The organism is Grimontia kaedaensis, from assembly GCF_023746615.1.
Classification (GTDB): Bacteria; Pseudomonadota; Gammaproteobacteria; order Enterobacterales; family Vibrionaceae; genus Enterovibrio; species Enterovibrio kaedaensis.
In genome coordinates, this window is the sequence record NZ_CP082275.1 from 3,085,345 (window position 1) to 3,107,336 (window position 21,992).

Genomic DNA, 21,992 nt, shown 5'->3' on the forward strand with positions numbered 1-21,992 from the left:
GAGAAATAGGTGACTGACGCAGCGATTGCCGAACGCAAACCGCAGCAGTGGCGCATTAGTGCGTCAACGCAGGCGGTAGACGACCCGTTGTTAGATTGCTTGGTCTTTTTGACTGAGCACTATGGTTCGCCGTGCTCGGGGGATGCTCTAACGGCAGGCCTTCCGATGACAGACGCCCTGCTGACACCGGATTTGTTTCCTCAGGCTGCAGCCCGTGCTGGGCTGACGGCCAAGCTTTCTCGCAGGCAATTAAAAGCAATACCAAAGCTCTTATTGCCTTGCATACTTCTTTTGACTGACAAAAAATCCTGTATTCTTCGTGAGATAAACACCAACGAAAGCACGGCGCTAATCCAAACTTCTGAAACCGGCGGAGAAGAAGAAATCTCCCTTGCAGACCTGGAAGCCATGTATACGGGCTACACATTTTTGGTTAAACGCCAATACCGTGGTGACAATAGCGTCGATCTGCACCTTCACGACACCAAAATCCATTGGTTCTGGCAGACCGTCAAAGACGCCTCGCCCATTTATCGCGATGCGCTGATTGCCTCTGTACTAGTCAATATTTTCGCGTTGGTTTCACCACTGTTTGTCATGAATGTCTACGACAAAGTGGTGCCTAACCTTGCGTTTGAATCACTTTGGGTGCTGGCAACCGGTGCGTTGATTGCCTTTAGCTTTGACTTCCTGATGAAAAAAATGCGCTCTTACCTGATTGATATTGCAGGTAAGAAAGTCGATATCATTGTGTCTTCTCGTCTGTTCGCTCGCCTTATGGGGGTCCCACTTGAGAAGCGAGCAAAAAGTGTCGGCGGTATGGCGAAGCAGCTTGGCGAATTTGACAGCATCAGAGACATGCTGACCTCTGCCACCATCACCACCTTAGTAGATTTGCCGTTCGCGCTTTTCTTCCTGTTTGTGATTTATATATTCGCTGGTGATTTGGCAGCCGTCCCTGTCGTCGCTGGCATTCTTATTATCGGCTATGCCCTACTGGTTCAGCCAAAGCTCAAAGCTGCTATTGAAGAATCAAACAAATATGCAAGCCAAAAGCATGGCCATTTGATTGAAAGTCTCTCCGCACTGGAAGGCATCAAAGCCAATGTCGCGGAAGGCATAGTTCAAAAGAGCTGGCAACAGATGACCGCTCACACGGCAAACTGGAACCTTAAGGTGAAACAAATCACCAACTCGGTTTCCTATTTTGCTTCTTTTATAGTTCAGGTCACCTCTGTCGCCGTTGTTGTGCTCGGTGTTTATCGCGTGGCAGATGCGCAAATTACCATGGGGGGGATTATCGCGGCGGTCATGCTTTCAAGCCGGGCCGTGTCGCCAATGGCGCAACTGGCAGGTCTCATGAGCCGCTGGAATCAGACACAATCTGGTATGCGTCAGCTCAATGCCATGATGGATCAGGAAGATGAATTTGCGGACAAAGGCCACTTGGTTAGCCGCAAGCGCCTAAAAGGTGATATCTACGCAGACAATATTGGTTTTAGCTACCCAGAGTCAGAAAAACCAATCCTCCACCCCACCAGCCTGACCATCAACGCTGGCGAAAAAATTGCCATTCTGGGTAAGAACGGCACAGGTAAAAGTACCCTTATCCGAATGCTATCAGGCCTTTATCTGCCAACGGCAGGCAGCTTGCGATTTGATGGTGTCGATGCCAAGCAAATTCACCCAGCAGATCTGCGTCGCAATGTGGGTTATCTAGCACAGGATGTAACGTTATTCCACGGTACGATACGCGAAAATATCATGTTTGGCACAAGACAGGTGACAGAACACCAGTTAATCCGTGCCACACAACTGTCCGGCGTAGGGATTTTTACGTCACAGGACAGCGAAGGTCTTGATAAGCAAGTGGGCGAGCGTGGCGAGGCACTTTCCCGTGGTCAGCGACAATCTGTCGCACTGGCTCGCGCCCTGCTCAATGACCCGCCACTACTCATCATGGACGAGCCAACCGCCAGCCTTGATGCCCATGCGGAAAACCAATTTATTCATGCTATGAAGTTCGCGTCGAAAGACCGCACTTTGGTCATGATCACCCACAAGATGGCGCTGCTTCAGTTGGTTGACCGTGTGATAGTGATGGATAAAGGCCGCATTGTCATGGATGGACAAAGGGATAAGGTGCTTGAGCGTCTAAACGGCAACGGAGGAGGTCAAAATGACTAACGCACTAAAGCGTGAAGACATTGAAATGACCGATGACGTCTATGGTGCCATGCTGACAGACGCACCGGTGCGATACCGTCTTGTTATCTGGGGCGTATTTACTTTCTTCGCTGCCATTATCGCCTGGGCGGCATTTGCTTCTTTAGACCGTGTCACCCGCGGTGAAGGCAAGGTTATTCCTTCCTCTCAGGTCCAGCTCATTCAAAGCTTGGATGGCGGTATTTTACAAGCCATGTATGTGCAAGAAGGCCAGTTAGTCAAACAAGGCGAGCCCCTAGCCCGCATTGATGATACCCGCTTCCGTTCTGACTTTGCGCAGCAAGAAGAAGAAGTCTCCAGCCTACGTGCCAACATTATTCGTATGCGCTCAGAGCTTCGCAGCATTGAGCTGTCTCCTACCGCGCCAAATTGGCGGGAACAAATTGCCATCACCCTGTCTCCGCTTGAGTTTCCTACCGAGCTTGAAGAGTCAGAGCCTGCGCTTATTGAAGGACAGCGTCAGGAATACGAAGGTCGTTTATTGGATCTGAAAAACCGCCTTGAGATTCTGGCTCGCCAGATTTTACAAAAGCAACAAGAGAGTCAGGAAATTGAATCCAAAATCCGTACTTTGTCAGACAGTTTTGGCCTGATAAAGCGTGAACTCAAAATTACTATTCCATTGGCGAAAAAAGGCATCGTTTCAGAAGTCGATTTGCTCAAACTCGAACGCCAGGTCAATGATCTTAAAGGCGAGTTGAACTCCCTTCGTCTAATGCAGCCCAAAATCAAAGCGACAGTAGATGAAGCAATTTTGAAACGTCGTGAAGCAGTACTCGCATTCAGCAATGAAACCCGCTCAAAGATGAGTGAGTTGGAAACCCGTCTTTCTCGCTTAAGCCAAGCGCAGGTAGGTGCACAGGATAAAGTAGACAAAGCCGTCATCACGGCGCCAGTTACTGGCACAATCAAAACCATTCATATCAATACCCTCGGTGGCGTCGTGCAGCCGGGTGTTGATTTGATAGAAATCGTTCCTGCCGAGGATAAACTTCTTATCGAAGCCAAGATCGCACCGAAGGATATCGCTTTCCTGCACGCAGGCCTGCCCTCCGTCGTCAAGGTAACGGCATACGACTTCACACGCTATGGTGGCCTCAACGGTACGTTAGAGCACATCAGTGCGGATACCACGCAGGACGAGGAAGGTAACAGTTTTTATTTGGTTAGGATCCGGACGGAGAATTCCAGTTTGGAGAAAAAGGATGGCAGCGAACTGCCGATTATTCCCGGCATGTTGACCTCAGTCGACATCATTACTGGAAAACGAACTGTACTGGAATATCTGCTCAACCCAGTTTTGCGAGCAAAAGAATCCGCTTTACGTGAGCGATAAATAATAACAATCAAGGAGAGAGAAATGAGAAAGAATGTTGGCCACTCGCTCAGAAAAAGCGTGGCGGCATTGGCAGTGACTGTTGTATTGCTTCCGACGACCGGAGCAGCTCAGTCACTTGAGCAAGCCGTGGCATCTGCATTGGATACTCATCCTCAAATCAGGCAGGCATTCAATCGCTTTAAAGCAAGCGAAGAACTCATCAAACAAGCCGAATCCGGCTACTATCCAACCCTAGATTTTGATGCAGGCATCGGTAGAGAGTGGACAGAGAGCCCATCTACACGCCGTGACTCTGCTCAATATGGTGTGGGCGAAGAAGTCGAACTCACCCGCAGGGAAATAGGTGTTTCCCTGCGTCAGGTATTGTTCAACGGTTTTCAGACCATGAACGAAGTTGAACGTTCAGAATATGAAGCGAGTGCAGACCAATGGGCCCTCTTTTCCTCTGCGGAAGATTTAGCTCTTGAAGTAACCCGCGCATATCTTGAATTCCTGCGGGCTGAACAAATTGTTGTGCTAGCAGAGCGCAATCTGGAAAGTCACCAAATCATTTACGATCAAGTGAAGCAAAAAACTGACTCGGGTCTCGGCTCAACAGCGGATTTGTCTCAGGTAACCGGACGCTTAGCTCGAGCTCACTCAAACCTGATTTCGGCACAGAATAATCTTTCTGATGCTCGTATTGTCTATCAGAAATTGGTGAATACAACACCAGAAGATATGCGCATCCCTGTTCCTGATGCACTCATGCTTCCTGAGAGTCTAACTCAGGCCCTGGATATGGCAAAAACAAGCCATCCTACGTTGAAATCTGCAAACAATGATATTCAGGCAGCCACTGCCCAACGTGATGCGACAAAGGGTAACTACTATCCACAGGTAACCTTTGACCTCTCAGCTAGTTGGGACGATAACCTTGATGGAAACGACGGCACCACGGCAAACCCCTTTGACTCTCCAGCAGATGTAGGTGGTAATAGTGACGAAGTGCTCGCTATAGTTCGCCTGAACTACAACCTATTTTCCGGTGGTGCCGATCGCGCGCGTGAAAGAGAGGCGGCTTACAGCATCAACGAATCAAAGGCAATTCAACAAGAAGCTTACCGCGATATCGTTGAAGGCACGACATTGGCGTGGAATGCTCGAGAATTCCTGAACCAACAGATGCAATACCTACGCCAGCATGTCGAGGCTTCAATTGAAACACGCAACGCTTATGAAGATCAGTTCAAACTGGGTCAACGCACCCTCATCGACGTTCTGGACTCAGAAAATGAGCTGTTCCAGGCACGTCGTGAGTATCTCACGGCTGAATACGACGACCTGATAGCACGATACCGCTTGCTTAACGCCACAGGTCAGTTGCTTGAGTCTCTGAGAATCACAATACCAGAGGTTTGGAGCGGTGAAGATAACTACAAAGGAGGTGTTCAATCATGAAAAAACTTCTTATCGCTCTTCCTATGCTAGTTTTGGCTGGATGTTCTTCACAAGAAGTAATTACGATGAAAGACAGTTCGGTGCAGCTGAATGACCTTCGGGATCTCGATTACGATGGTGTTATTGAAGCGCGTGAACAATGCTCGGAAACACTGTCAGGTGCATTAGTGAATAATGATGGGTGCCCTAGTGATAAAACCGTACAACAAAGCTTCCGTTTAGATGTGAAATTCGCTAACGATTCCTCTGAATTGCGTCCAAGCAACTATGCCAAATTGGAGCAATTGGCTGACTTTCTGAATGATCAAAAGGAAGCAACCGTCACTATCGAAGGTCACGCCAGTAAGGTGGGTAACCCAGACTATAACCTCGCATTATCCCAGCACCGTGCTGATGCTGTTGCAAAGGCTTTGGTCAACGATTTTGGCATTGATGCGTCACGCGTTGAGGCCATTGGCTATGGCGACACCGTACCACTGATCGATGAAGAGTCTGAATATGCACATGATGTGAACCGACGTGTCATGGCCACCCTTTCAGGTAGCTACAGCACCACGGACATGCGCTGGACTATTTTCACAGCCAATTGATGGGTAAAGGCCGGCAGCTTCTGTCGGTCTTCACTTGCTGTGTGTTAATTAGAGACTCACTATGTTTACACGACGCTCGCCACTGGTTGGGGTTTACCTGTCGGCCATTTTGCTGCTCATGTTGTCGCTACTCGCTATGTTGTCGAGCGGCATTAGTCAACAACGACAACAATTGACCCGATATGCTGAAACAGTTGAAACCCAGTTGACCCAGATTCTGCCTACCTTGGTGGCTTATTACGACACAGATGCGATTTCTCGTATCACTGAGGCAACTCTTTCATCTGAATTGATCCAGATAACATTGACCGACCAGATCACGGCTGAGCAAGGTATTTGGTCTAGGGAAGACGCAGTTATCCAAACAGCCTTCTGGTTTGAAAAACTGGATTCAGTGCAGCCTATCGAGCGGGTTATTCAACTGCACCACGATGGTTCAGAAGTAGCGACCTTGACTCTGTCGTTCTCATCCCATTTCGCCAATCAGCAGATTGCGAAAGACTTCAATCAAAGCGCACTGACATTGAGTGCTGCGATTGCTGTATTGCTGGCCATTTTCACCCTAGCGTTCAACCATGGAAAGAGAGCCGTAGCACGCGTCACTAAAACACTAAATAGCTTGGCTGAACAAGACTTCACCTCCTCTCAGTCAAAGCAGCGTTCTGGCGTGAAGTCGCTGGATGCCGCATTGGATAACCTTTCATCTCACATCCAACGGATGATCCAATCGCTCCACAAAGAGCTAAAAACGCTGAATAACAGCATGATGTATGATGCAGCATCCGGTTTACCAAACCGTCAATTTTACATCCACCAGCTCAACAGTTGGATGGGTGATGATGAAAGTGTCCCGAGTGCTGTTGTGATCGCTAATATGGAGTGGCTAGACACCATCTATCGCCGCTACGGCTATGCCGCTCGCGACGAAACATGGCGCTTGTTGTCTGCCTCATTGCAATCAGCTTTCAGTGCCTACCCCAATGTGTGCGTGGCACGCATCAGCGAAACGGAGATTGCATTGCTTCTTCCTGAGTGTAGCGAAGAGCAGAGCCGTAATAGCCTTCACACTCTTATCAGTACCCTCAACAACGAAGTCAATATGGCAGGTTTTGATACCAATGAAGGTTTCCACATTGGCGTGGTACATGGCCATGGTTTGCCAGGAACGCAACTGATGTCACTGGCTGACAACGCCCTGCAACGGGCTATCAAGCAACACGATGTGTTTGTGTTTAACCGTGGGTCAGAAGAGCAGGTAATCGACCGCGAAACCTGGCGTTCATTGCTCAATGGGGCTTTAAAGAGTAAGGCTGTACGCCTGTTGTCTCAGCCTGTCTATCGTTTTTCTGGCGATACAACAGAGCCACTACACCAAGAAGTCTTTACTCAGGCGCACATTGAAGGAACCTGGCAGTCCGGTGGAAGACTGATGCCTTATATCCAGTTATTTGAGAAAGGCGTTGAGTTTGATCGTGTTGTAGTGGAGCAGTTGGTCAAACTTCACAAAAAAGCACCTATTTCGCAGCCTTATGCCCTAAACCTGACAGATGAGAGTCTGGAAAACAGACTCTTCATCAGTTGGCTTCAAAATGTACTGAAAAGCGAACTGCCGGCAGATAAGATCTGTTTTGAGATCAGCGAAGCCAGTACGAGGAGTAATCTGACTGCTTGCATCAGCTTTAGCGAAGCAATGCGAAAAGTCGGTGCTAGGATAGGCATCGATCACTTTGGGCGCTATTTGCAGGAGGTCGAGTACCTGTCTGCATTGAAGCCAAGTTACGTGAAGTTAGATCAGGCATTCAGTCAGAACCAGAACGCACAGAACCGCGTATTTACCGAAACACTGGCTAACATTGCTGAATCAAAAAACCTCATTGTGATTGCCACTGGCGTAAAAGACGATGAAAGTAAGGCGAGGGTCAATACCGACTTTATTGATGCTTACCAGGGATTCATTCATCCACCCAAGCCAATCAGTCAACCAGAACAAACCGCTTAAACAAGAAAACCCGCTATTGCGGGTTTTCTTTTAAGGGCATCTGGCCGATTTATTCGAACCAGTAGCTCATAATGAGCGCATCTTCTCTGCCGGATGCTGTCGGGTAGTAATCATACCGACGGTCGAACTCGTTAAAGCCAAAAGCTTCATAAATTCTGATAGCCGCTTGATTACTCTCACGCACTTCCAACCAAGCTTCTTCTCCACCCGCTTCGCGCATGCAATCAAGAAATGCCTGAAGTAGCTGCTTGCCATACCCCTTTCCCTGACATTCCGGAGAGACAGCAATATTTAACAAGGATGCTTCTCCTGCCACACATTGAGCAAAGAAGTAGCCTATCAGTTGATTATCCAGAACCAACACACGGTTACAGCCAAATTTGGCTTCTGGTTTTCTTAGCAGACTGTCAGCCCAAGGATGGGTATGTGCGTTTTTTTCTACGCGCACGACTTCGTCTAGCCATTGGCTGTCCATCGGAAGAATGTCAGGATTCATACTGCTTTATCTGCTGCCAAAGCTGTTTCTTGGCAAATTGATCATTTTCGAGTACTGCAAGTGAAGGTGACGTTAACATCTTCACCCCGTCAATATCCATTTGTTGGGTGCCAGCAAACCAACACCACTCTAACTGGTGTTTATCAAGCAAATTAACTGCCTGCGGTGGAAGATGAAGCGCTTGTTTAACGGATAATTTCATGCTGGCAAGTACCTTACTGAATAGCAGGGCTTCCTGCTCAGTGGGTTTGGATTCACACACCAGCAGCAGCTTACAATCGTCAGGCAATGAAACAGGCTGAGGAGACACATCAGGATAACACTCAGGACGTCTCACATCCCATACCGTGATCCCCATTTCCTTTAGTCTCTGTAAATCGTTCATGCCTGCCTCACTGACTCTTCTTTGTGGATAAATGCTATCAAAACCAAGTGGAAACAACACAAAGAACAAGAGCTGCCGCTGCAGCCCTTAACTTTTGGGTTAGAGCAAGACGACTTACAGCGCATCAAACTCTGGGCAGTAAGCCACTTCACCACTGGCTTGCTCGAATGCACCTTTGGCAAATTCAAACGCCATGAAGGCTTCTGCTGGTACATCCCATTTACAGCGGAGACCAAAGCCGGATGCTGGCTTGAAGCCAAAGCGGCTGTAGTAAGCCGGGTCACCCAGCACCACACATGCGGGATAGCCAAATTCGTTCAGCGTATCAAAACCTTCGCGAACCAGCTGAGCAGCAATGCCCTGTTGGCGATAATCAGGGTGAACACACAAAGGGGCTAAACCCTGAACACCAGTATCAGACTCGCCGACTTGTACAGGGCTGAACATAAGGTGTCCTACCAATTCACCGTCATCGTTACAGGCAACAAGAGACAGCGTGTTATGGCCATTCTCACGCAGCGCACGGACCAAAGCCGCTTCCGCTTCAGTCGGGAATACGTTTTTAAGCAATCTATCAATGGCCAGCTGATCAGCCAGCGCTTCAGATCTTATGAGCATATTGGGCCTCGTTGACATTGGGTGTCGATTGTAGCCCTTTTTGTACGAAGTCTGCCAATGGAAATAGTGCCTGACGCAATACAGATGGTAGTGAATCTAAGTCGACACTGTCCATCAGGTTTTTCACTTCCAAACCCAGCTCAGTATCACCCTCGATCAGCAGTCGGCGTTGGAAGAACAGAGTGTCTGGATCTTCCTTGCGAGCGGCAATAAGGATCAAGTCGTTAATATCACCACTAAAACGCACATCGGCATTTTCAATGTCACTGCGCACCACCAGCTCGTCATCGACAAAACTGATGAAGCTCTTCAAGTCTATGTCGCGCACATACACTTCAAGCCAACGATTTTCAAGAAACTCGAATTCACCATCATCCAGAGCTTCATGAAAAACACGCTTCAGGGTTTCCAGCATGACTTTTTGCTGGACCGAAGCAGGAACAAGCTTTACGGGAAAGCGAAGAAATCCAGGTGCCTGTTGCACCAGCGTTGAATGGAGTTTGTTGAACAAAGTGATGTTCCAATATGAATAGGCCGAAAGTACTCGCCATTGTATGACACTGCTCGCGTGTTTTTTTATGCCTTGAGTCAAAAAAACAAAGCTCTTCTCCATAAAGGTTTAACGTTGAGCTCTCACATTATATAGTGTTGTCTCAATAATGGAGTTGAATTTGGATATAGCTTTGCTAGCTACGATGTATGGTGCCTAAATGCCCGTTGAGCAGTTGACCTATTGGTTTTCACGTCTTACTCAAAACAGTCCGTTTCTCTTTGCCGTTCTCGATAAACATCACCAATACCTCTGGGTGAGCCAGCGCTATTGTGAAATAAGCGGACTGGAGCAGGACGAACTGGTAGGAAAACAGGATCGCGAAATCCTTGGTGCCAGTTTTTATGATGCGCTAAAGCCTCACTATGAGTGCGCCTTTGGTGGAGAAGCCTCTGAGGGAGAAATCGTCCTGAACGATGGTATTCATGACTCCAGCTTTCATTTCAGCGTGACGCCACTCGCCAACAGCGAGTGGGCCGACAGCGCGGTCATTTTCCATGCGGCAGATACCTCAGAGAGGCAGGTTCTTACCAGCGCACTCGAATCTTCAGAAAGTCGATTCAATAACCTTTGCCAGCTCGTGGGTGAAGGATGTTGTGTGCTGGACGACGGTGTAGTTCTGAGCGCCAATAAGCATGCAGTGAAACTGCTTGGTTTTGACAGCCAGAACGAGATTCTCGGCGAAGACATAGAAAACCTGCTGGTGCCAGCAGTTAAAGGCCAATCTGTTGTCGCTTCCCTGACCTCACTTAAATCGGGGCAACAGCTGGTATGCCAGACTAAAGGCACTGGCGACAGTCAAACCATCAATGTGTCCTATGGTTCAGTGAGTCTGCTGGGTGGCAGTGGTGCTATCATTACGCTTTCCCGTACCGCAGCCGTCTCTGACCACAAACAGACTATTGAAAAACTGGCCCAGTTTGATGCCTTAACTGGGCTCTACAACCGTCACGGCTTCTCCCGACGCCTAGAGCAGCTCATCAAAAGCAATACGCCGCTTCTGATGTTTTACCTTGATGTCGACAACTTCAAAAACATCAACGATTCCCTCGGACACCATATTGGTGACCGCGTCTTACAGGACATCGCACAACGTCTTCGTAAGCAACTACCGGCCGATACTATTCTTGGACACCTTGGTGGTGATGAATTTGCTATTTTGCTTCCAGAACAAAGCAGCGATGAAGTGGCTAAGGAGCTTTCGCAGAAAGTGGTCGACGTGATCAGCCAGCCGTTCGACCTCTACCATTTCAGCAAGTACCTCGCCTGCTCTATTGGTATGGTGAAATTTCCGGGCGATGGTAAAGATGCCCGCAGCCTGCTCCAAAATGCCGATACCGCGATGTACGAGGCGAAAGAGCAAGGTCGCAACCGTGTGGTGATTTACAACCAGCACATGAACAAAGAAGCGCGCATGCGTCTTTGGCTGGAAATAGAACTTCAAAAAGCTTTGCAAAACAACGGACTGGAAGTCTGGTATCAACCCAAAGTTAACGCCAAAGACTACACCATTAATGGAGCAGAAGCGCTGGTGCGCTGGAAGCACCCGGTGGAAGGGTATATCAGTCCAGGGCGCTTTATTCCGGTTGCTGAACGCTCCGGCATGATTGAATTGCTGGGTCGCAATGTCATGCGTGAAGTATTTCAGACTGTCCGCCGCTGGCAGAACATGAAAGTGTTGCCAGGTCGCGTGGCCATTAACCTGTCACCGCAGCAGTTTCGTAACCCAAACCTGACCTCGCACATGAAAAAGCTGCAGGCAGCAACCCAAACCGATCCCTCACTGATTACGTTTGAGTTGACAGAAAGCGCGGTGATGAATGACGGCGAACACGCAATACAGATGCTCAATGCCATCAAAGATCTCGGCTTCTCACTGTCGATTGACGATTTTGGTACCGGATACTCATCGCTATCTTATCTCGCCAAGTTCCCATTGGATGAGATTAAGATTGACCGCGCCTTTATCTGCGACATGGAGACTTTCCCCAAGCAGGTCACCTTGATTGAGAACATCATCAATCTCGGACGCTCGCTAAATATGTCCGTGGTGGCAGAAGGTGTGGAGTCCGGTAAGCAAGCCAGTGTGCTTGCAAACCTCAAGTGCGACACGATTCAAGGGTTCCACTTCTATAAGCCCATGCCTCGGGCTGAATTTGAAGCTTTATTGATCAACAACCGCAAAGCAAAAATTGCTTCGTGAGGAATGAGTAGAGGTGCCATCGGTACCTCTTTTCTTATCCCTCTTATCAGTTTGTTGGCACTAACCTGCCTTATATCAAAATCCCACTCCCAAACTCTCCCTACAATTCAGGGTTTATCGAAATACGAATAACCAGCCTGATGCTGACCACGCGAAGTGGGGAGAAATATGGAATTGCTTTGCCCGGCAGGTAACCTTCCTGCCCTGAAAACCGCCATCGATAATGGCGCGGATGCGGTATACATTGGCTTTAAAGACGGCACCAACGCCCGCCACTTTGCCGGTCTGAACTTTGATGGTAAGAAGCTGGAAAAAGCCGTTTCTTACGTTCACGACCGCCAGAAACATATCCATGTTGCGCTAAACACTTTCGCACATCCAGATGGCTTTCAACGTTGGACTGACGCCGTAGATGCGGCAGTGGATCTGGGCGTCGATGCACTGATCATTGCCGATCTCGCCGTGCTTGATTATGCCGCCACCAAACACCCTGATATGGAAATTCATCTCTCGGTGCAGGCGTCAGCCACCAACAGTGCCGCCATCCAGTTCTATAAAGATCATTTCAATGTTAAACGTGTAGTGCTGCCACGCGTGCTGTCCATGCATCAGGTGAAGCAATTAGCTCGCACCACAGACGTGGATTTGGAAGTGTTTGCCTTCGGTAGCCTCTGCATCATGTCAGAAGGTCGTTGTTATCTCTCCTCTTACCTGACTGGTGAGTCGCCGAATACCGTCGGAGCCTGCTCACCGGCCAAGTACGTGCGCTGGCAAGAAACCTCAGAAGGTCTCGAATCACGCCTGAATGACATTTTGATCGATCGCTATAAGGCGGGCGAAAACGCAGGTTATCCGACGCTGTGTAAAGGCCGCTTCGTCACTGACAGTGAGCCTTTCCATGCATTGGAAGAACCCACCAGTCTCAACACCCTATCAATTCTGCCTGAACTGTTTGAAGCCAATATCGCGTCAGTGAAAATCGAGGGCCGTCAGCGCAGCCCTGCCTATGTTGAGCAGGTCACCCGTGCATGGCGTCAGGCAATCGACAGCTATCAACGCAATCCGGACAATTACCAGGTGCTGCCTCAATGGAATCAATGCCTGGACAGTGTTTCAGAAGGCGCGCAAACCACCCTTGGTGCCTATCACCGTAAATGGCAGTAAAGGAGACTCCTATGAAATACTCACTTGGCCCACTCCTCTACTTCTGGCCAAAAAGCGATGTAGAAACCTTCTATCAAAAAGCGGTGAGCAGTGATGCGGATATCGTCTATCTCGGTGAAACCGTGTGCTCCAAGCGACGTGAAGTGCGTCCTGCAGACTGGATGAACTTGGGCCGCGAACTGGCAGCCGGTGGTAAACAAGTCGTGCTTTCCACTATGGCGCTGCTGGAAGCGCCAAGCGAAGTGAAAGTGATGCAAACCTACATCGACAATGGCGAATTCATTGTTGAAGCCAATGATGTCTCCGCTATTCAACTGGCGCACGAAAAAGGCATTCCGTTTGTTGCAGGACCGGCATTGAACCTATACAACGCGCAAGCACTTCAAGTGATGCTGAAAAAAGGTATGACCCGCTGGTGTATGCCTGTTGAGTTGTCACGTGAATGGCTACGCAAACTGCTGAAGGAAGCCGAGACGATTGGGATTCGCGATCAGTTTGAAGTGGAAGTCTTCTCTTACGGCAACTTGCCACTGGCCTATTCCGCCCGCTGTTTCAGCGCACGTGCTGAGAATCGCCCAAAGGATAAATGCGAGACCTGCTGCATCAACTATCCGCAAGGTCTTGAAGTAAAAAGTCAGGAAGGCCAGTCTGTGTTTACCCTAAATGGTATCCAGACTCAATCTGGCTACTGTTATGACCTAAGTGCAGATATGGCGTCGATGGAAGGCCTGGTGGATGTCGTACGTATCAGTCCGCAAAGCGGCGCGACGCTTGATGTGCTTGCCGGCTTTAAACACGGTGAATCGGGTTTTGCACCAAAAAGTCATTTCTGTAATGGCTACTGGCACAGCATTGAAGGGATGGCGACACAACGTTAAAAAGAAAAAAGCCGCGAACGCGGCTTTTTCTTTGTCTAAAACCCATCAAGAAGATGGTGGATGACTCAGATCGTAAGCGATACGGCTCAACTCCAGCATGGAGTAGCGGTGCTCGACGAAGTCATACACATTGCCAGACATTGCCAGCTTATAAAGGGCCACGGCTGAATTAATATCACCCTGCGCCTGATAGCGCTTGGCAAGATAGAAGTAGCCTTCGCAGAGTCGTTCTGCAAGCTGGGCATTATCCGTACTGGTGTTCATCACCTCAGTGAAGAAAGCTTCTTCACTGATATCATTCAGGTACATCCTTGCCAGCAACCAGCCCCAATCAAGCTTATCTGAGCGGTCATAGCGCACTCTCAGACCCTGCTGCGCTTTTTCCGGGCCATCTTTTTCGAGCTCCGCAAGATACAGCCACAATGCACGGTAGGCGTCATTCTCGTTATCGTTGTAGTGCTTGAGCAGATCGCGGACAGCCAGTTCGTAACGGCCGCCGTAATACAAAGCAATACCGCGGTTTCGCTCAGCAAACTGGTGCTGCTCGTTCAGTTCAAGGCTAGAGTCAAAAGCTTCATAGGCGGCGTCATACATGCCACTTTGGGTAAAGTAGACACCCAGAATATTAAACACATCCGGCTGAGCAGGGTTATAAGAAAGTGAGCGATTAAAATCCAGACGCGCCAGATCGCGAAGACCCAAGCTGTCGTTAATCAGGCCACGCTCGTAGAAAAGCTGCGCCCGGTCTCTTTCGGTTAAGTCATCACGCAGTAAAATTTGGTCGATACGCGCCAGCTGCACTTCCTGCTGCGTGGTTGGCTGCAGTGGCACCGCCATTGGCAACATATGCCAAGGCTGGTCTTTGTTCACTGAGTTGCCCGAGGTCACACAGCCTGACAACAGCAGTGCAGAGCCTAGAACCGTCAGTGGCAGCCAGTTAAGTTTTCGCATTAGCGCTTCTCTCCTGAAAAACAAAAAGGGGGCATTGCCCCCTTTGTTATACCGTGTTTCACGCTAAAGCGTAAACCGTTATGCGTCAGCTTCTGGCTGTGCGTCAGTTTCTGAAGCTTCCGGCGCTTGCTCTACCGCTTCTTTCATTGACAGACGGATACGACCCTGACGGTCGATTTCCAGAACCTTAACCTGTACTTCCTGACCCATTTCAACGTAGTCAGACACTTTCTCGATGCGCTTATCAGCCACTTGAGAAATGTGTACCAAGCCTTCTTTGGTGCCGATAACAGACACGAAGCAACCGAAGTCTACGATACGAGTGACTTTACCTGTGTAGATACGACCTACTTCCACTTCTGCAGTCAGCGCTTCGATGCGCGCGATAGCCGCTTTCGCTTTCTCGCCGTCGGTTGCTGCGATCTTCACAGTACCGTCGTCTTCGATTTCGATAGTGGTTTCAGTTTCTTCAGTCAGCGCACGGATAACCGCACCGCCTTTACCGATGACATCTTTGATCTTCTCTGGGTTGATCTTGATGGTATGGATACGTGGTGCGAATTCAGAGATATCGTCACGTGCAGAAGAGATAGCCTGATCCATCACGCTCAAGATGTGCAGACGCGCACCTTTTGCTTGGTTCAGAGCGATCTGCATAATCTCTTTGGTGATACCTTCGATCTTGATGTCCATCTGCAGTGCAGTCACACCGTCGTCAGTACCTGCTACTTTGAAGTCCATGTCGCCCAGGTGGTCTTCGTCACCCAGGATGTCAGACAGAACAACAAAATCCTCGCCTTCTTTCACAAGACCCATCGCGATACCCGCAACAGATTTCTTGATTGGTACACCTGCGTCCATCAGCGCCAGCGATGAACCACAAACAGACGCCATTGAAGAAGAACCGTTAGATTCAGTGATTTCAGATACTACGCGAACCGTGTATGGGAATTCTTCCTGAGATGGCATCACTGACTGGATACCACGCTTCGCCAGTTTACCGTGGCCGATTTCACGACGCTTAGGAGAGCCAACAAAGCCGGTCTCACCTACACAGTACGGAGGGAAGTTGTAGTGGAACAGGAAGTTATCCGTTGTTTCACCAGTGATTGAGTCGATGATTTGCGCATCACGCTGAGTACCCAGAGTTGCCGTTACCAGCGCCTGAGTTTCACCACGGGTGAACAGTGAAGAACCGTGGGTACGTGGCAGAACGCCAGTACGAACGTCCAGTGCACGAACCATGTCTTTCTCACGACCGTCGATACGTGGTTCACCAGCAATGATACGGCTACGTACTACGTTCTTCTCAAGGCTGTACAGCATGCCTTGGATTTCACGTGCGTCCAGCGTCTCGTCTTGCTCAAGCAGTTGCTCTTTCACGCTTGACTTGATTTCGCCAACACGGTCGTAACGCGCCATTTTCTCAGTGATTTGGTACGCTTCGGTGAATTGTGCTTCAGCCAGTTCAGCAACACGCGCTTTCAGCTCGGTGTTCACTTCTGGTGCAGTCCAATCCCAAGCTGGAGTAGCAACTTCTGCTGCGAACTCGTTGATAGCCTGAATAACCACTTGCTGTTGATCGTGACCGAACACCACCGCTTGCAGCATTTGCTCTTCAGACAGACGGTCAGCTTCTGATTCAACCATCAGAACTGCGCCTTCAGTACCAGCAACAACCAGATCCAGACGGCTGTTCTCAAGCTCTGTGTTGCTTGGGTTCAGTACCAACTCATCGTTGATGAAACCAACGCGTGCAGCACCGATTGGGCCGTTGAATGGGATGCCAGAAATCGCCAGCGCCGCAGAAGTACCAATCATGGTCACGATGTCTGGGCTAACGTTCGGGTTTACAGAAACCACAGTCGCGATAACCTGCACTTCGTTTTTAAAGTTGTCAGGGAACAGCGGACGGATTGGACGGTCGATCAGACGCGCAGTCAGGGTTTCGCCTTCAGAAGGGCGACCTTCACGCTTGAAGAAACCACCTGGGATTTTACCTGCCGCGTAAGTACGCTCTTGGTAGTTAACAGTCAGAGGGAAGAAGTCTTGACCTTCAACCGCTTCTTTTTTACCAACAACAGAAACGAATACTGAAGTATCGTCCATGCTAACCATAACTGCAGCAGTAGCCTGGCGAGCCATTACGCCAGTTTCCAAAGTCACGGTGTGGTTACCGTACTGGAACGTTTTTACGATTGGATTCACGGGAGATTCCTTGTAGTTGTGCGCGAATACGCGCGGTTTTACTTTTCTTTCAAAGGTCTCACCAATCGCGACTAATGAGAAAGTTTTCGCCTTGGCTGGAAAGCTTTCTCAATAGTCGCGACCTGATGGTCGACTTCGTTGACTGTGAGTCCGATGAAAGCGCCAACATTATACACGGCTACACGATGAACGGTAACGTGAGACCGTAAGTTTCGTGCGTAAATGCCACAAAAATCTACGGATGTTGAAGGTTTATCCGCAATCGCCCTTTTAGGTATTGTGCGGAAAGCGAACCGAAGGCTAAGCCTAGTCTAAGGGAGGAGGTTTCGGGGAGCAAAAACGAGAAAAGGAGCCACAAGGGCTCCTCTTCGGAATGCGATACTTAAAAGCCAAAGGCTTATTAGCGGCGCAGACCCAGACGCTTGATCAGCTCCAGGTAACGGTCAGCATCTTTACCTTTCAGGTAGTCAAGAAGCTTACGACGGCGAGAAACCATGCGCAGCAGACCGCGACGGCTGTGGTGGTCACCTTTGTGCTCAGCGAAGTGGCCTTGCAGGTGGTTGATAGAAGCAGTCAGCAGAGCTACTTGTACTTCTGGAGAACCAGTGTCGTTTGCGCCTTGCGCGTATTCAGCAACGATTGCTGCTTTAGTTTCTGCATTCAGAGACATAGTCTTTTCCTAAATGTAAAAGGTTTTAATTTGTGTCAGCCAATCTCTGATTCAGCCGACACCCGAGGCGGCGAATTCTACAGCGATTCCCAACATAAGGCAACCGCTGCAGGCTTCATCACGCCATAAATTTATACGTCGTGCGTACGCACCAAACGGCGCGGCTTCAACATGCCCTCAGCATCGATTTCACCGACACCGATAAAGGCATTGTCTTCACCCATGGTCACACGGACGACTTCGCCTTCTGCAGGCGCATTTGGGATTTGAACGGCCTGGCCTTGCAGTGCGTAACTCGCCACCACTGGCAACAAGTTCACTTCACGCAAATCCTGTACAGCAGTATCCAGTGGCAGAAGCAGTGGATCCAGCAACTCACGCGGCTGAATGTCTTGCTCGCGAGCTTGTTCAAGCAGCGCTTCCAATTGCTCAAGCGTCACCATTTTCTCGTATGGATAGCCTGAAACGCCAGTACGGCGCAGCATGGTCACGTGTGCACCACAGCCCAGCATCTCACCCAAGTCGTCAACGATAGTGCGGATGTAAGTGCCTTTCGAGCAATGGACTTCCATCTCAACTTCATGACCTTCAAAGCGTAGCAGTGAGATTTCGTACACAGTGATCTTGCGGGCTTCACGCGGGACTTCGATACCTTTGCGGGCATATTCGTAAAGCGGCTTACCTTCGTACTTCAATGCTGAGAACATCGAAGGAACTTGCATGGTTTCACCACGGAACGACGCTATGCTGCGCTCCAGATCACCCATGCTCACTTTCACTTCACGGGTTTCAACCACTTCACCGTCAGAATCTGAGGTGTTCGTGCGCTCGCCAAGCTTGGCAATCACACGGTAGCGTTTGTCAGAATCGAGAAGGAACTGCGAGAACTTGGTCGCTTCACCGAAGCAAATTGGCAGCATACCGGTTGCCAGTGGATCCAATGCACCGGTATGGCCTGCTTTTTCAGCGAAGTAGATGTTTTTAACTTTCTGTAACGCGGAGTTCGATGTAATGCCTGTCGGCTTATCCAGCAGGATAATGCCGTCGACAGGGCGTCCGCGACGACGTGGACGGCGACCCATTACTCTTCTTCTCCGTTTTCATCCACACGGCGCTCTTCGTCTGATTTCACGGCTTGAGAAACCAGGTTGGAGATACGCATACCTTCTGTAAGTGATTCATCAAAGAAGAAAGTAATTTCAGGAGTGACACGCAGACGAATCGCTTTGCCCAGCAGGCTTCGGATGTAGCCAGTTGCTTCTTGAAGCGCTTCAAGACCACCTTGTGGGGTTTGCTCACCCATAGTCAGGAAAGTCACGAATACTTTTGCGTAAGCCAGATCACGGGACACTTCTACGCCGGAAACTGTGACCATACCAATGCGTGGATCTTTAATTTCGCGTTGCAGGATCAGGGCAATTTCTTTTTGCAACTGCTGCGACACGCGTTGAGTGCGGCTAAATTCTTTTGCCATAACGCTCTTCTCTCATAAGAAATGGGGGGAAAGCGCTGAGCACTTCCCCCCATGGTGTTTATAAACAACCTGTTACAGTCGGTTATTATTCGATAGTACGTTTCACTTCGACGATTTCGAATACTTCGATTTGGTCGCCTACACGTACATCGTTGTAGTTCTTAACGCCGATACCACACTCGTAACCTTTCGCCACTTCTTGTACGTCGTCTTTAAAGCGACGCAGTGACTCAAGCTCACCTTCGTAGATAACCACGTTATCGCGCAGTACGCGGATTGGGTTGTTACGCTTGATGGTACCTTCAGTAACCATACAGCCTGCAATTGCGCCCAGTTTCGGTGACTTAAACACGTCACGTACTTCTGCCAGACCCATGATTTCTTGTTTGAACTCAGGTGCCAGCATGCCGCTCATCGCTTGTTTCACTTCGTCGATCAGTGCGTAAATCACTGAGTAGTAACGAAGATCCAGGCTTTCAGCGTCGATGGTCTTACGTGCAGATGCATCAGCACGTACGTTAAAGCCAACCAGAATCGCGTTCGATGCTGCTGCCAGTACTGCGTCAGTTTCAGTGATTGCGCCCACACCAGAGCCAACAATCTTCACTTTCACTTCGTCGGTAGACAGTTTCACCAGTGAGTCAGCAATCGCTTCAACCGAACCTTGTACGTCTGCTTTCAGAACGATGTTCAGTTCAGACACTTCGCCTTCAGCCATGTTAGAGAACATGTTCTCCAGCTTCGCTTTCTGCTGGCGAGCCAGTTTCACGTCGCGGAACTTACCTTGGCGGTAAAGTGCTACTTCACGTGCTTTACGCTCGTCACGTACTACAGTCGCTTCGTCACCCGCTTGAGGAACACCTGACAGACCCAGAATTTCCACAGGGATAGATGGACCTGCTTCGTCAATTTCTTTACCGTTCTCGTCGCGCATCGCACGAACACGACCATATTCCAGGCCACACAGAACGATATCGCCACGCTTCAGCGTACCTTCCTGAACCAGAACAGTTGCTACTGGACCACGGCCTTTATCCAGACGTGATTCAACAACCACACCACTCGCCATGCCATCACGTACTGCTTCAAGTTCCAGAACTTCTGATTGCAGCAGGATAGCTTCCAGCAGCGCATCAATGTTCAGACCTTGCTTCGCAGAAACGTGAACAAACATGTTCTCGCCGCCCCAGTCTTCCGGGATAACGTTGTGCTGCGCCAGCTCATTCTTCACTTGGTCAGGGTTAGCTGCTTCTTTATCGATCTTGTTCACTGCAACAATCAGAGGAACTTCAGCCGCTTTCGCATGCTGGATTGCCTCGATAGTCTGTGGCATTACACCATCGTCTGCAGCAACAACAAGAACAACGATGTCCGTTGCTTTCGCACCACGAGCACGCATAGACGTAAACGCTGCGTGTCCAGGAGTATCCAGGAAGGTGATCATGCCATTGTCGGTTTCAACGTGGTATGCACCAATGTGCTGGGTAATACCACCCGCTTCGCCCGATGCAACGTGCGCTTTACGGATGTAGTCCAGCAGCGATGTCTTACCGTGGTCAACGTGACCCATGATAGTAACAACTGGCGCACGTGGCTCACGAATCGCATCACCGTCACGATCTGACAGTACTGATTCTTCCAGCTCGTTTTCCTTACGAAGAACAACCTTGTGGCCCATTTCTTCAGCTACCAGCTGAGCGGTTTCCTGATCGATAACCTGGTTGATGGTTGCCATTGCACCCATCTTCATCATGGCCTTGATCACTTCGGTCGCTTTCACTGCCATCTTGTTTGCAAGTTCAGCAACAGTGATAGTTTCGCCGATTTCTACATCACGGGTAACTTTCTGAGCAGGCTTCTGGAAGCCGTGCTGCATTGAGGTTGGCTTAGCCATACGGCCTTTGATCTTGCCACCCTTACCACCGCGTGAACGAGAGGATGAGGAGTCATCTTTCTCTTGTGCTGATTTTTTCTTCTTACGACGACGTGGTGCAGCTTCTTGACGGCGATCTGCTTCATCTTCTGCTTCACGTGCGTACTTCGACGTCGTGGTGTGGTGATCAGCTGTTTCCATTACTTCAACAGCAGCTGCGTCTTGTTGACTCCAGCGCTCTTCGTTCAACTCTGCCATTTTGCGTGCCTCTTCTAGCTGGCGCTGACTTTCTTCTTCAGCTTTACGCTTGGCTTCCTCTTCCTGGCGACGCTTGAGTTCATCAGCTTCTTTCTTTGCTTGCGCCTCAGCTGCTTCACGAGCTGCGGTTTCTTCCGCAGTTTCGCTTGAAGCTTTTACTTTCTCAGCCGCAATACGTGCTTTTTCTTCTGCTTCGCGCTTGGCCTTCTCTTCAGCCTCACGTTTTGCTTTCTCTTCAGCTTCACGTTTCGCTGCTTCTTCAGCCTCACGACGTGCCTTTTCCTCGGCTTCGCGTTGTGCTGCTTCTTCAGCTTCACGTTGTGCAGCTTCCTGAGCTACACGCTGTTCTTCCAGTTCACTGCGCTTCACGTAGGTGCGCTTTTTGCGTACTTCTACCTGAACATCCTTACTCTTTCCGCCAGCACCTGAAACACTCAATGTGCTGCGTTTTTTGCGCTGTAACGTCAGTCGAGTTGGAGCGCTACCATCATCACCATGCTCACGCTTAAGGTGAGACAGTAAGGTTTGTTTCTCATCTTGGCTTACATTGTCGTCTGCCGATTTCTGAATGCCTGCATCTTGAAATTGCTTCAGCAAACGTTCTACCGGCGTATCAATTTCGCTCGCCAGTGCTTTAACTGTAACCTCTGACATTCTGCTCCTCCTTTGC

The 21,992-nt window shown here is 49.5% G+C and carries 19 protein-coding genes; 9 read left to right on the plus strand and 10 right to left on the minus strand.

The window, feature by feature from the left end:
• The first annotated feature begins 9 nt into the window (after window positions 1-9).
• From K6Q96_RS13935 to K6Q96_RS13955, 5 genes are all read left to right on the plus strand, one after another.
• Window positions 10-2,187, plus strand: coding sequence for a type I secretion system permease/ATPase (locus K6Q96_RS13935; protein ID WP_251876494.1), 2,178 nt, complete (start codon window positions 10-12; stop codon window positions 2,185-2,187).
• Complete coding sequence (locus K6Q96_RS13940; protein WP_251876495.1) at window positions 2,180-3,562, plus strand: HlyD family type I secretion periplasmic adaptor subunit; 1,383 nt, start codon at window positions 2,180-2,182, stop codon at window positions 3,560-3,562. The genes K6Q96_RS13935 and K6Q96_RS13940 overlap by 8 nt, the downstream gene beginning before the upstream one ends.
• Before the next feature lie 24 nt (window positions 3,563-3,586).
• Window positions 3,587-5,005 carry a TolC family outer membrane protein gene (locus K6Q96_RS13945; protein WP_251876496.1) on the plus strand — a complete coding sequence of 473 codons (1,419 nt, stop codon included), beginning with the start codon at window positions 3,587-3,589 and terminating at the stop codon, window positions 5,003-5,005.
• Window positions 5,002-5,595, plus strand: a complete 594-nt coding sequence (locus K6Q96_RS13950) for an OmpA family protein (protein ID WP_251876497.1) — start codon at window positions 5,002-5,004, stop codon at window positions 5,593-5,595. Before K6Q96_RS13945 ends, K6Q96_RS13950 begins: the two co-directional genes overlap by 4 nt.
• A gap of 61 nt (window positions 5,596-5,656) precedes the next feature.
• Window positions 5,657-7,594, plus strand: a complete 1,938-nt coding sequence (locus K6Q96_RS13955) for an EAL domain-containing protein (protein ID WP_251876498.1) — start codon at window positions 5,657-5,659, stop codon at window positions 7,592-7,594.
• Between the two features lie 49 nt (window positions 7,595-7,643).
• Here the strand turns inward: K6Q96_RS13955 and rimI are convergent, their stop codons facing one another.
• The 4 genes from rimI to ubiT form a co-directional block, all read right to left on the minus strand.
• On the minus strand, window positions 7,644-8,090 hold the full coding sequence (gene rimI / locus K6Q96_RS13960; RefSeq protein ID WP_251876499.1) for a ribosomal protein S18-alanine N-acetyltransferase: 447 nt from the start codon (window positions 8,088-8,090) through the stop codon (window positions 7,644-7,646).
• Window positions 8,080-8,475, minus strand: coding sequence for a DNA polymerase III subunit psi (locus tag K6Q96_RS13965; protein ID WP_251876500.1), 396 nt, complete (start codon window positions 8,473-8,475; stop codon window positions 8,080-8,082). Before K6Q96_RS13965 ends, rimI begins: the two co-directional genes overlap by 11 nt.
• Before the next feature lie 114 nt (window positions 8,476-8,589).
• Window positions 8,590-9,093: a GNAT family N-acetyltransferase gene (locus tag K6Q96_RS13970; protein WP_251876501.1), complete on the minus strand. Its 504-nt coding sequence runs from the start codon at window positions 9,091-9,093 to the stop codon at window positions 8,590-8,592.
• Entirely contained in the window at window positions 9,077-9,604 is a 528-nt protein-coding gene (gene ubiT, locus K6Q96_RS13975; protein ID WP_251876502.1) for a ubiquinone anaerobic biosynthesis accessory factor UbiT, read from the minus strand. The genes K6Q96_RS13970 and ubiT overlap by 17 nt, the downstream gene beginning before the upstream one ends.
• A gap of 199 nt (window positions 9,605-9,803) precedes the next feature.
• Here ubiT and K6Q96_RS13980 point away from each other — a divergent pair, with 199 nt between their 5' ends.
• The 3 genes from K6Q96_RS13980 to K6Q96_RS13990 all read left to right on the plus strand — a co-directional run bounded on the left by K6Q96_RS13980 (window position 9,804) and on the right by K6Q96_RS13990 (window position 13,888).
• On the plus strand, window positions 9,804-11,846 hold the full coding sequence (locus K6Q96_RS13980) for a sensor domain-containing protein (protein ID WP_251876503.1): 2,043 nt from the start codon (window positions 9,804-9,806) through the stop codon (window positions 11,844-11,846).
• A 168-nt stretch (window positions 11,847-12,014) separates the two neighbouring features.
• A complete protein-coding gene (gene ubiU, locus K6Q96_RS13985; protein ID WP_251876504.1) occupies window positions 12,015-13,010 on the plus strand; it encodes a ubiquinone anaerobic biosynthesis protein UbiU in 996 nt (331 codons plus the stop codon).
• An 11-nt stretch (window positions 13,011-13,021) separates the two neighbouring features.
• Window positions 13,022-13,888 (plus strand): U32 family peptidase, encoded by an 867-nt coding sequence (locus tag K6Q96_RS13990; RefSeq protein ID WP_251876505.1) that lies wholly within the window; start codon window positions 13,022-13,024, stop codon window positions 13,886-13,888.
• Window positions 13,889-13,933: 45 nt separating this feature from the next.
• Here K6Q96_RS13990 and nlpI read toward each other — a convergent pair whose 3' ends face one another.
• Window positions 13,934-14,839 carry a lipoprotein NlpI gene (nlpI, locus tag K6Q96_RS13995; RefSeq protein ID WP_251876507.1) on the minus strand — a complete coding sequence of 302 codons (906 nt, stop codon included), beginning with the start codon at window positions 14,837-14,839 and terminating at the stop codon, window positions 13,934-13,936.
• A gap of 78 nt (window positions 14,840-14,917) precedes the next feature.
• Window positions 14,918-17,047 (minus strand): polyribonucleotide nucleotidyltransferase, encoded by a 2,130-nt coding sequence (gene pnp, locus K6Q96_RS14000; RefSeq protein WP_046303875.1) that lies wholly within the window; start codon window positions 17,045-17,047, stop codon window positions 14,918-14,920.
• Window positions 17,048-17,121: 74 nt separating this feature from the next.
• Here pnp and K6Q96_RS24880 point away from each other — a divergent pair, with 74 nt between their 5' ends.
• Window positions 17,122-17,256, plus strand: coding sequence for a hypothetical protein (locus tag K6Q96_RS24880; RefSeq protein ID WP_256481771.1), 135 nt, complete (start codon window positions 17,122-17,124; stop codon window positions 17,254-17,256).
• 191 nt (window positions 17,257-17,447) lie between these two features.
• On the opposite strand, the gene rpsO is transcribed toward K6Q96_RS24880, so the two are convergent.
• From rpsO to infB, 4 genes are all read right to left on the minus strand, one after another.
• The gene (rpsO, locus tag K6Q96_RS14005; protein WP_002540321.1) at window positions 17,448-17,717 is read right to left on the minus strand and encodes a 30S ribosomal protein S15; all 270 of its coding nucleotides are present in this window, start codon (window positions 17,715-17,717) and stop codon (window positions 17,448-17,450) included.
• 131 nt (window positions 17,718-17,848) lie between these two features.
• Window positions 17,849-18,799 (minus strand): tRNA pseudouridine(55) synthase TruB, encoded by a 951-nt coding sequence (gene truB / locus K6Q96_RS14010; RefSeq protein ID WP_251876509.1) that lies wholly within the window; start codon window positions 18,797-18,799, stop codon window positions 17,849-17,851.
• On the minus strand, window positions 18,799-19,191 hold the full coding sequence (rbfA, locus tag K6Q96_RS14015; protein ID WP_002540323.1) for a 30S ribosome-binding factor RbfA: 393 nt from the start codon (window positions 19,189-19,191) through the stop codon (window positions 18,799-18,801). Before rbfA ends, truB begins: the two co-directional genes overlap by 1 nt.
• Window positions 19,192-19,276: 85 nt before the next feature.
• Window positions 19,277-21,976 (minus strand): translation initiation factor IF-2, encoded by a 2,700-nt coding sequence (infB, locus tag K6Q96_RS14020; protein ID WP_251876511.1) that lies wholly within the window; start codon window positions 21,974-21,976, stop codon window positions 19,277-19,279.
• Window positions 21,977-21,992 lie beyond the last annotated feature (16 nt).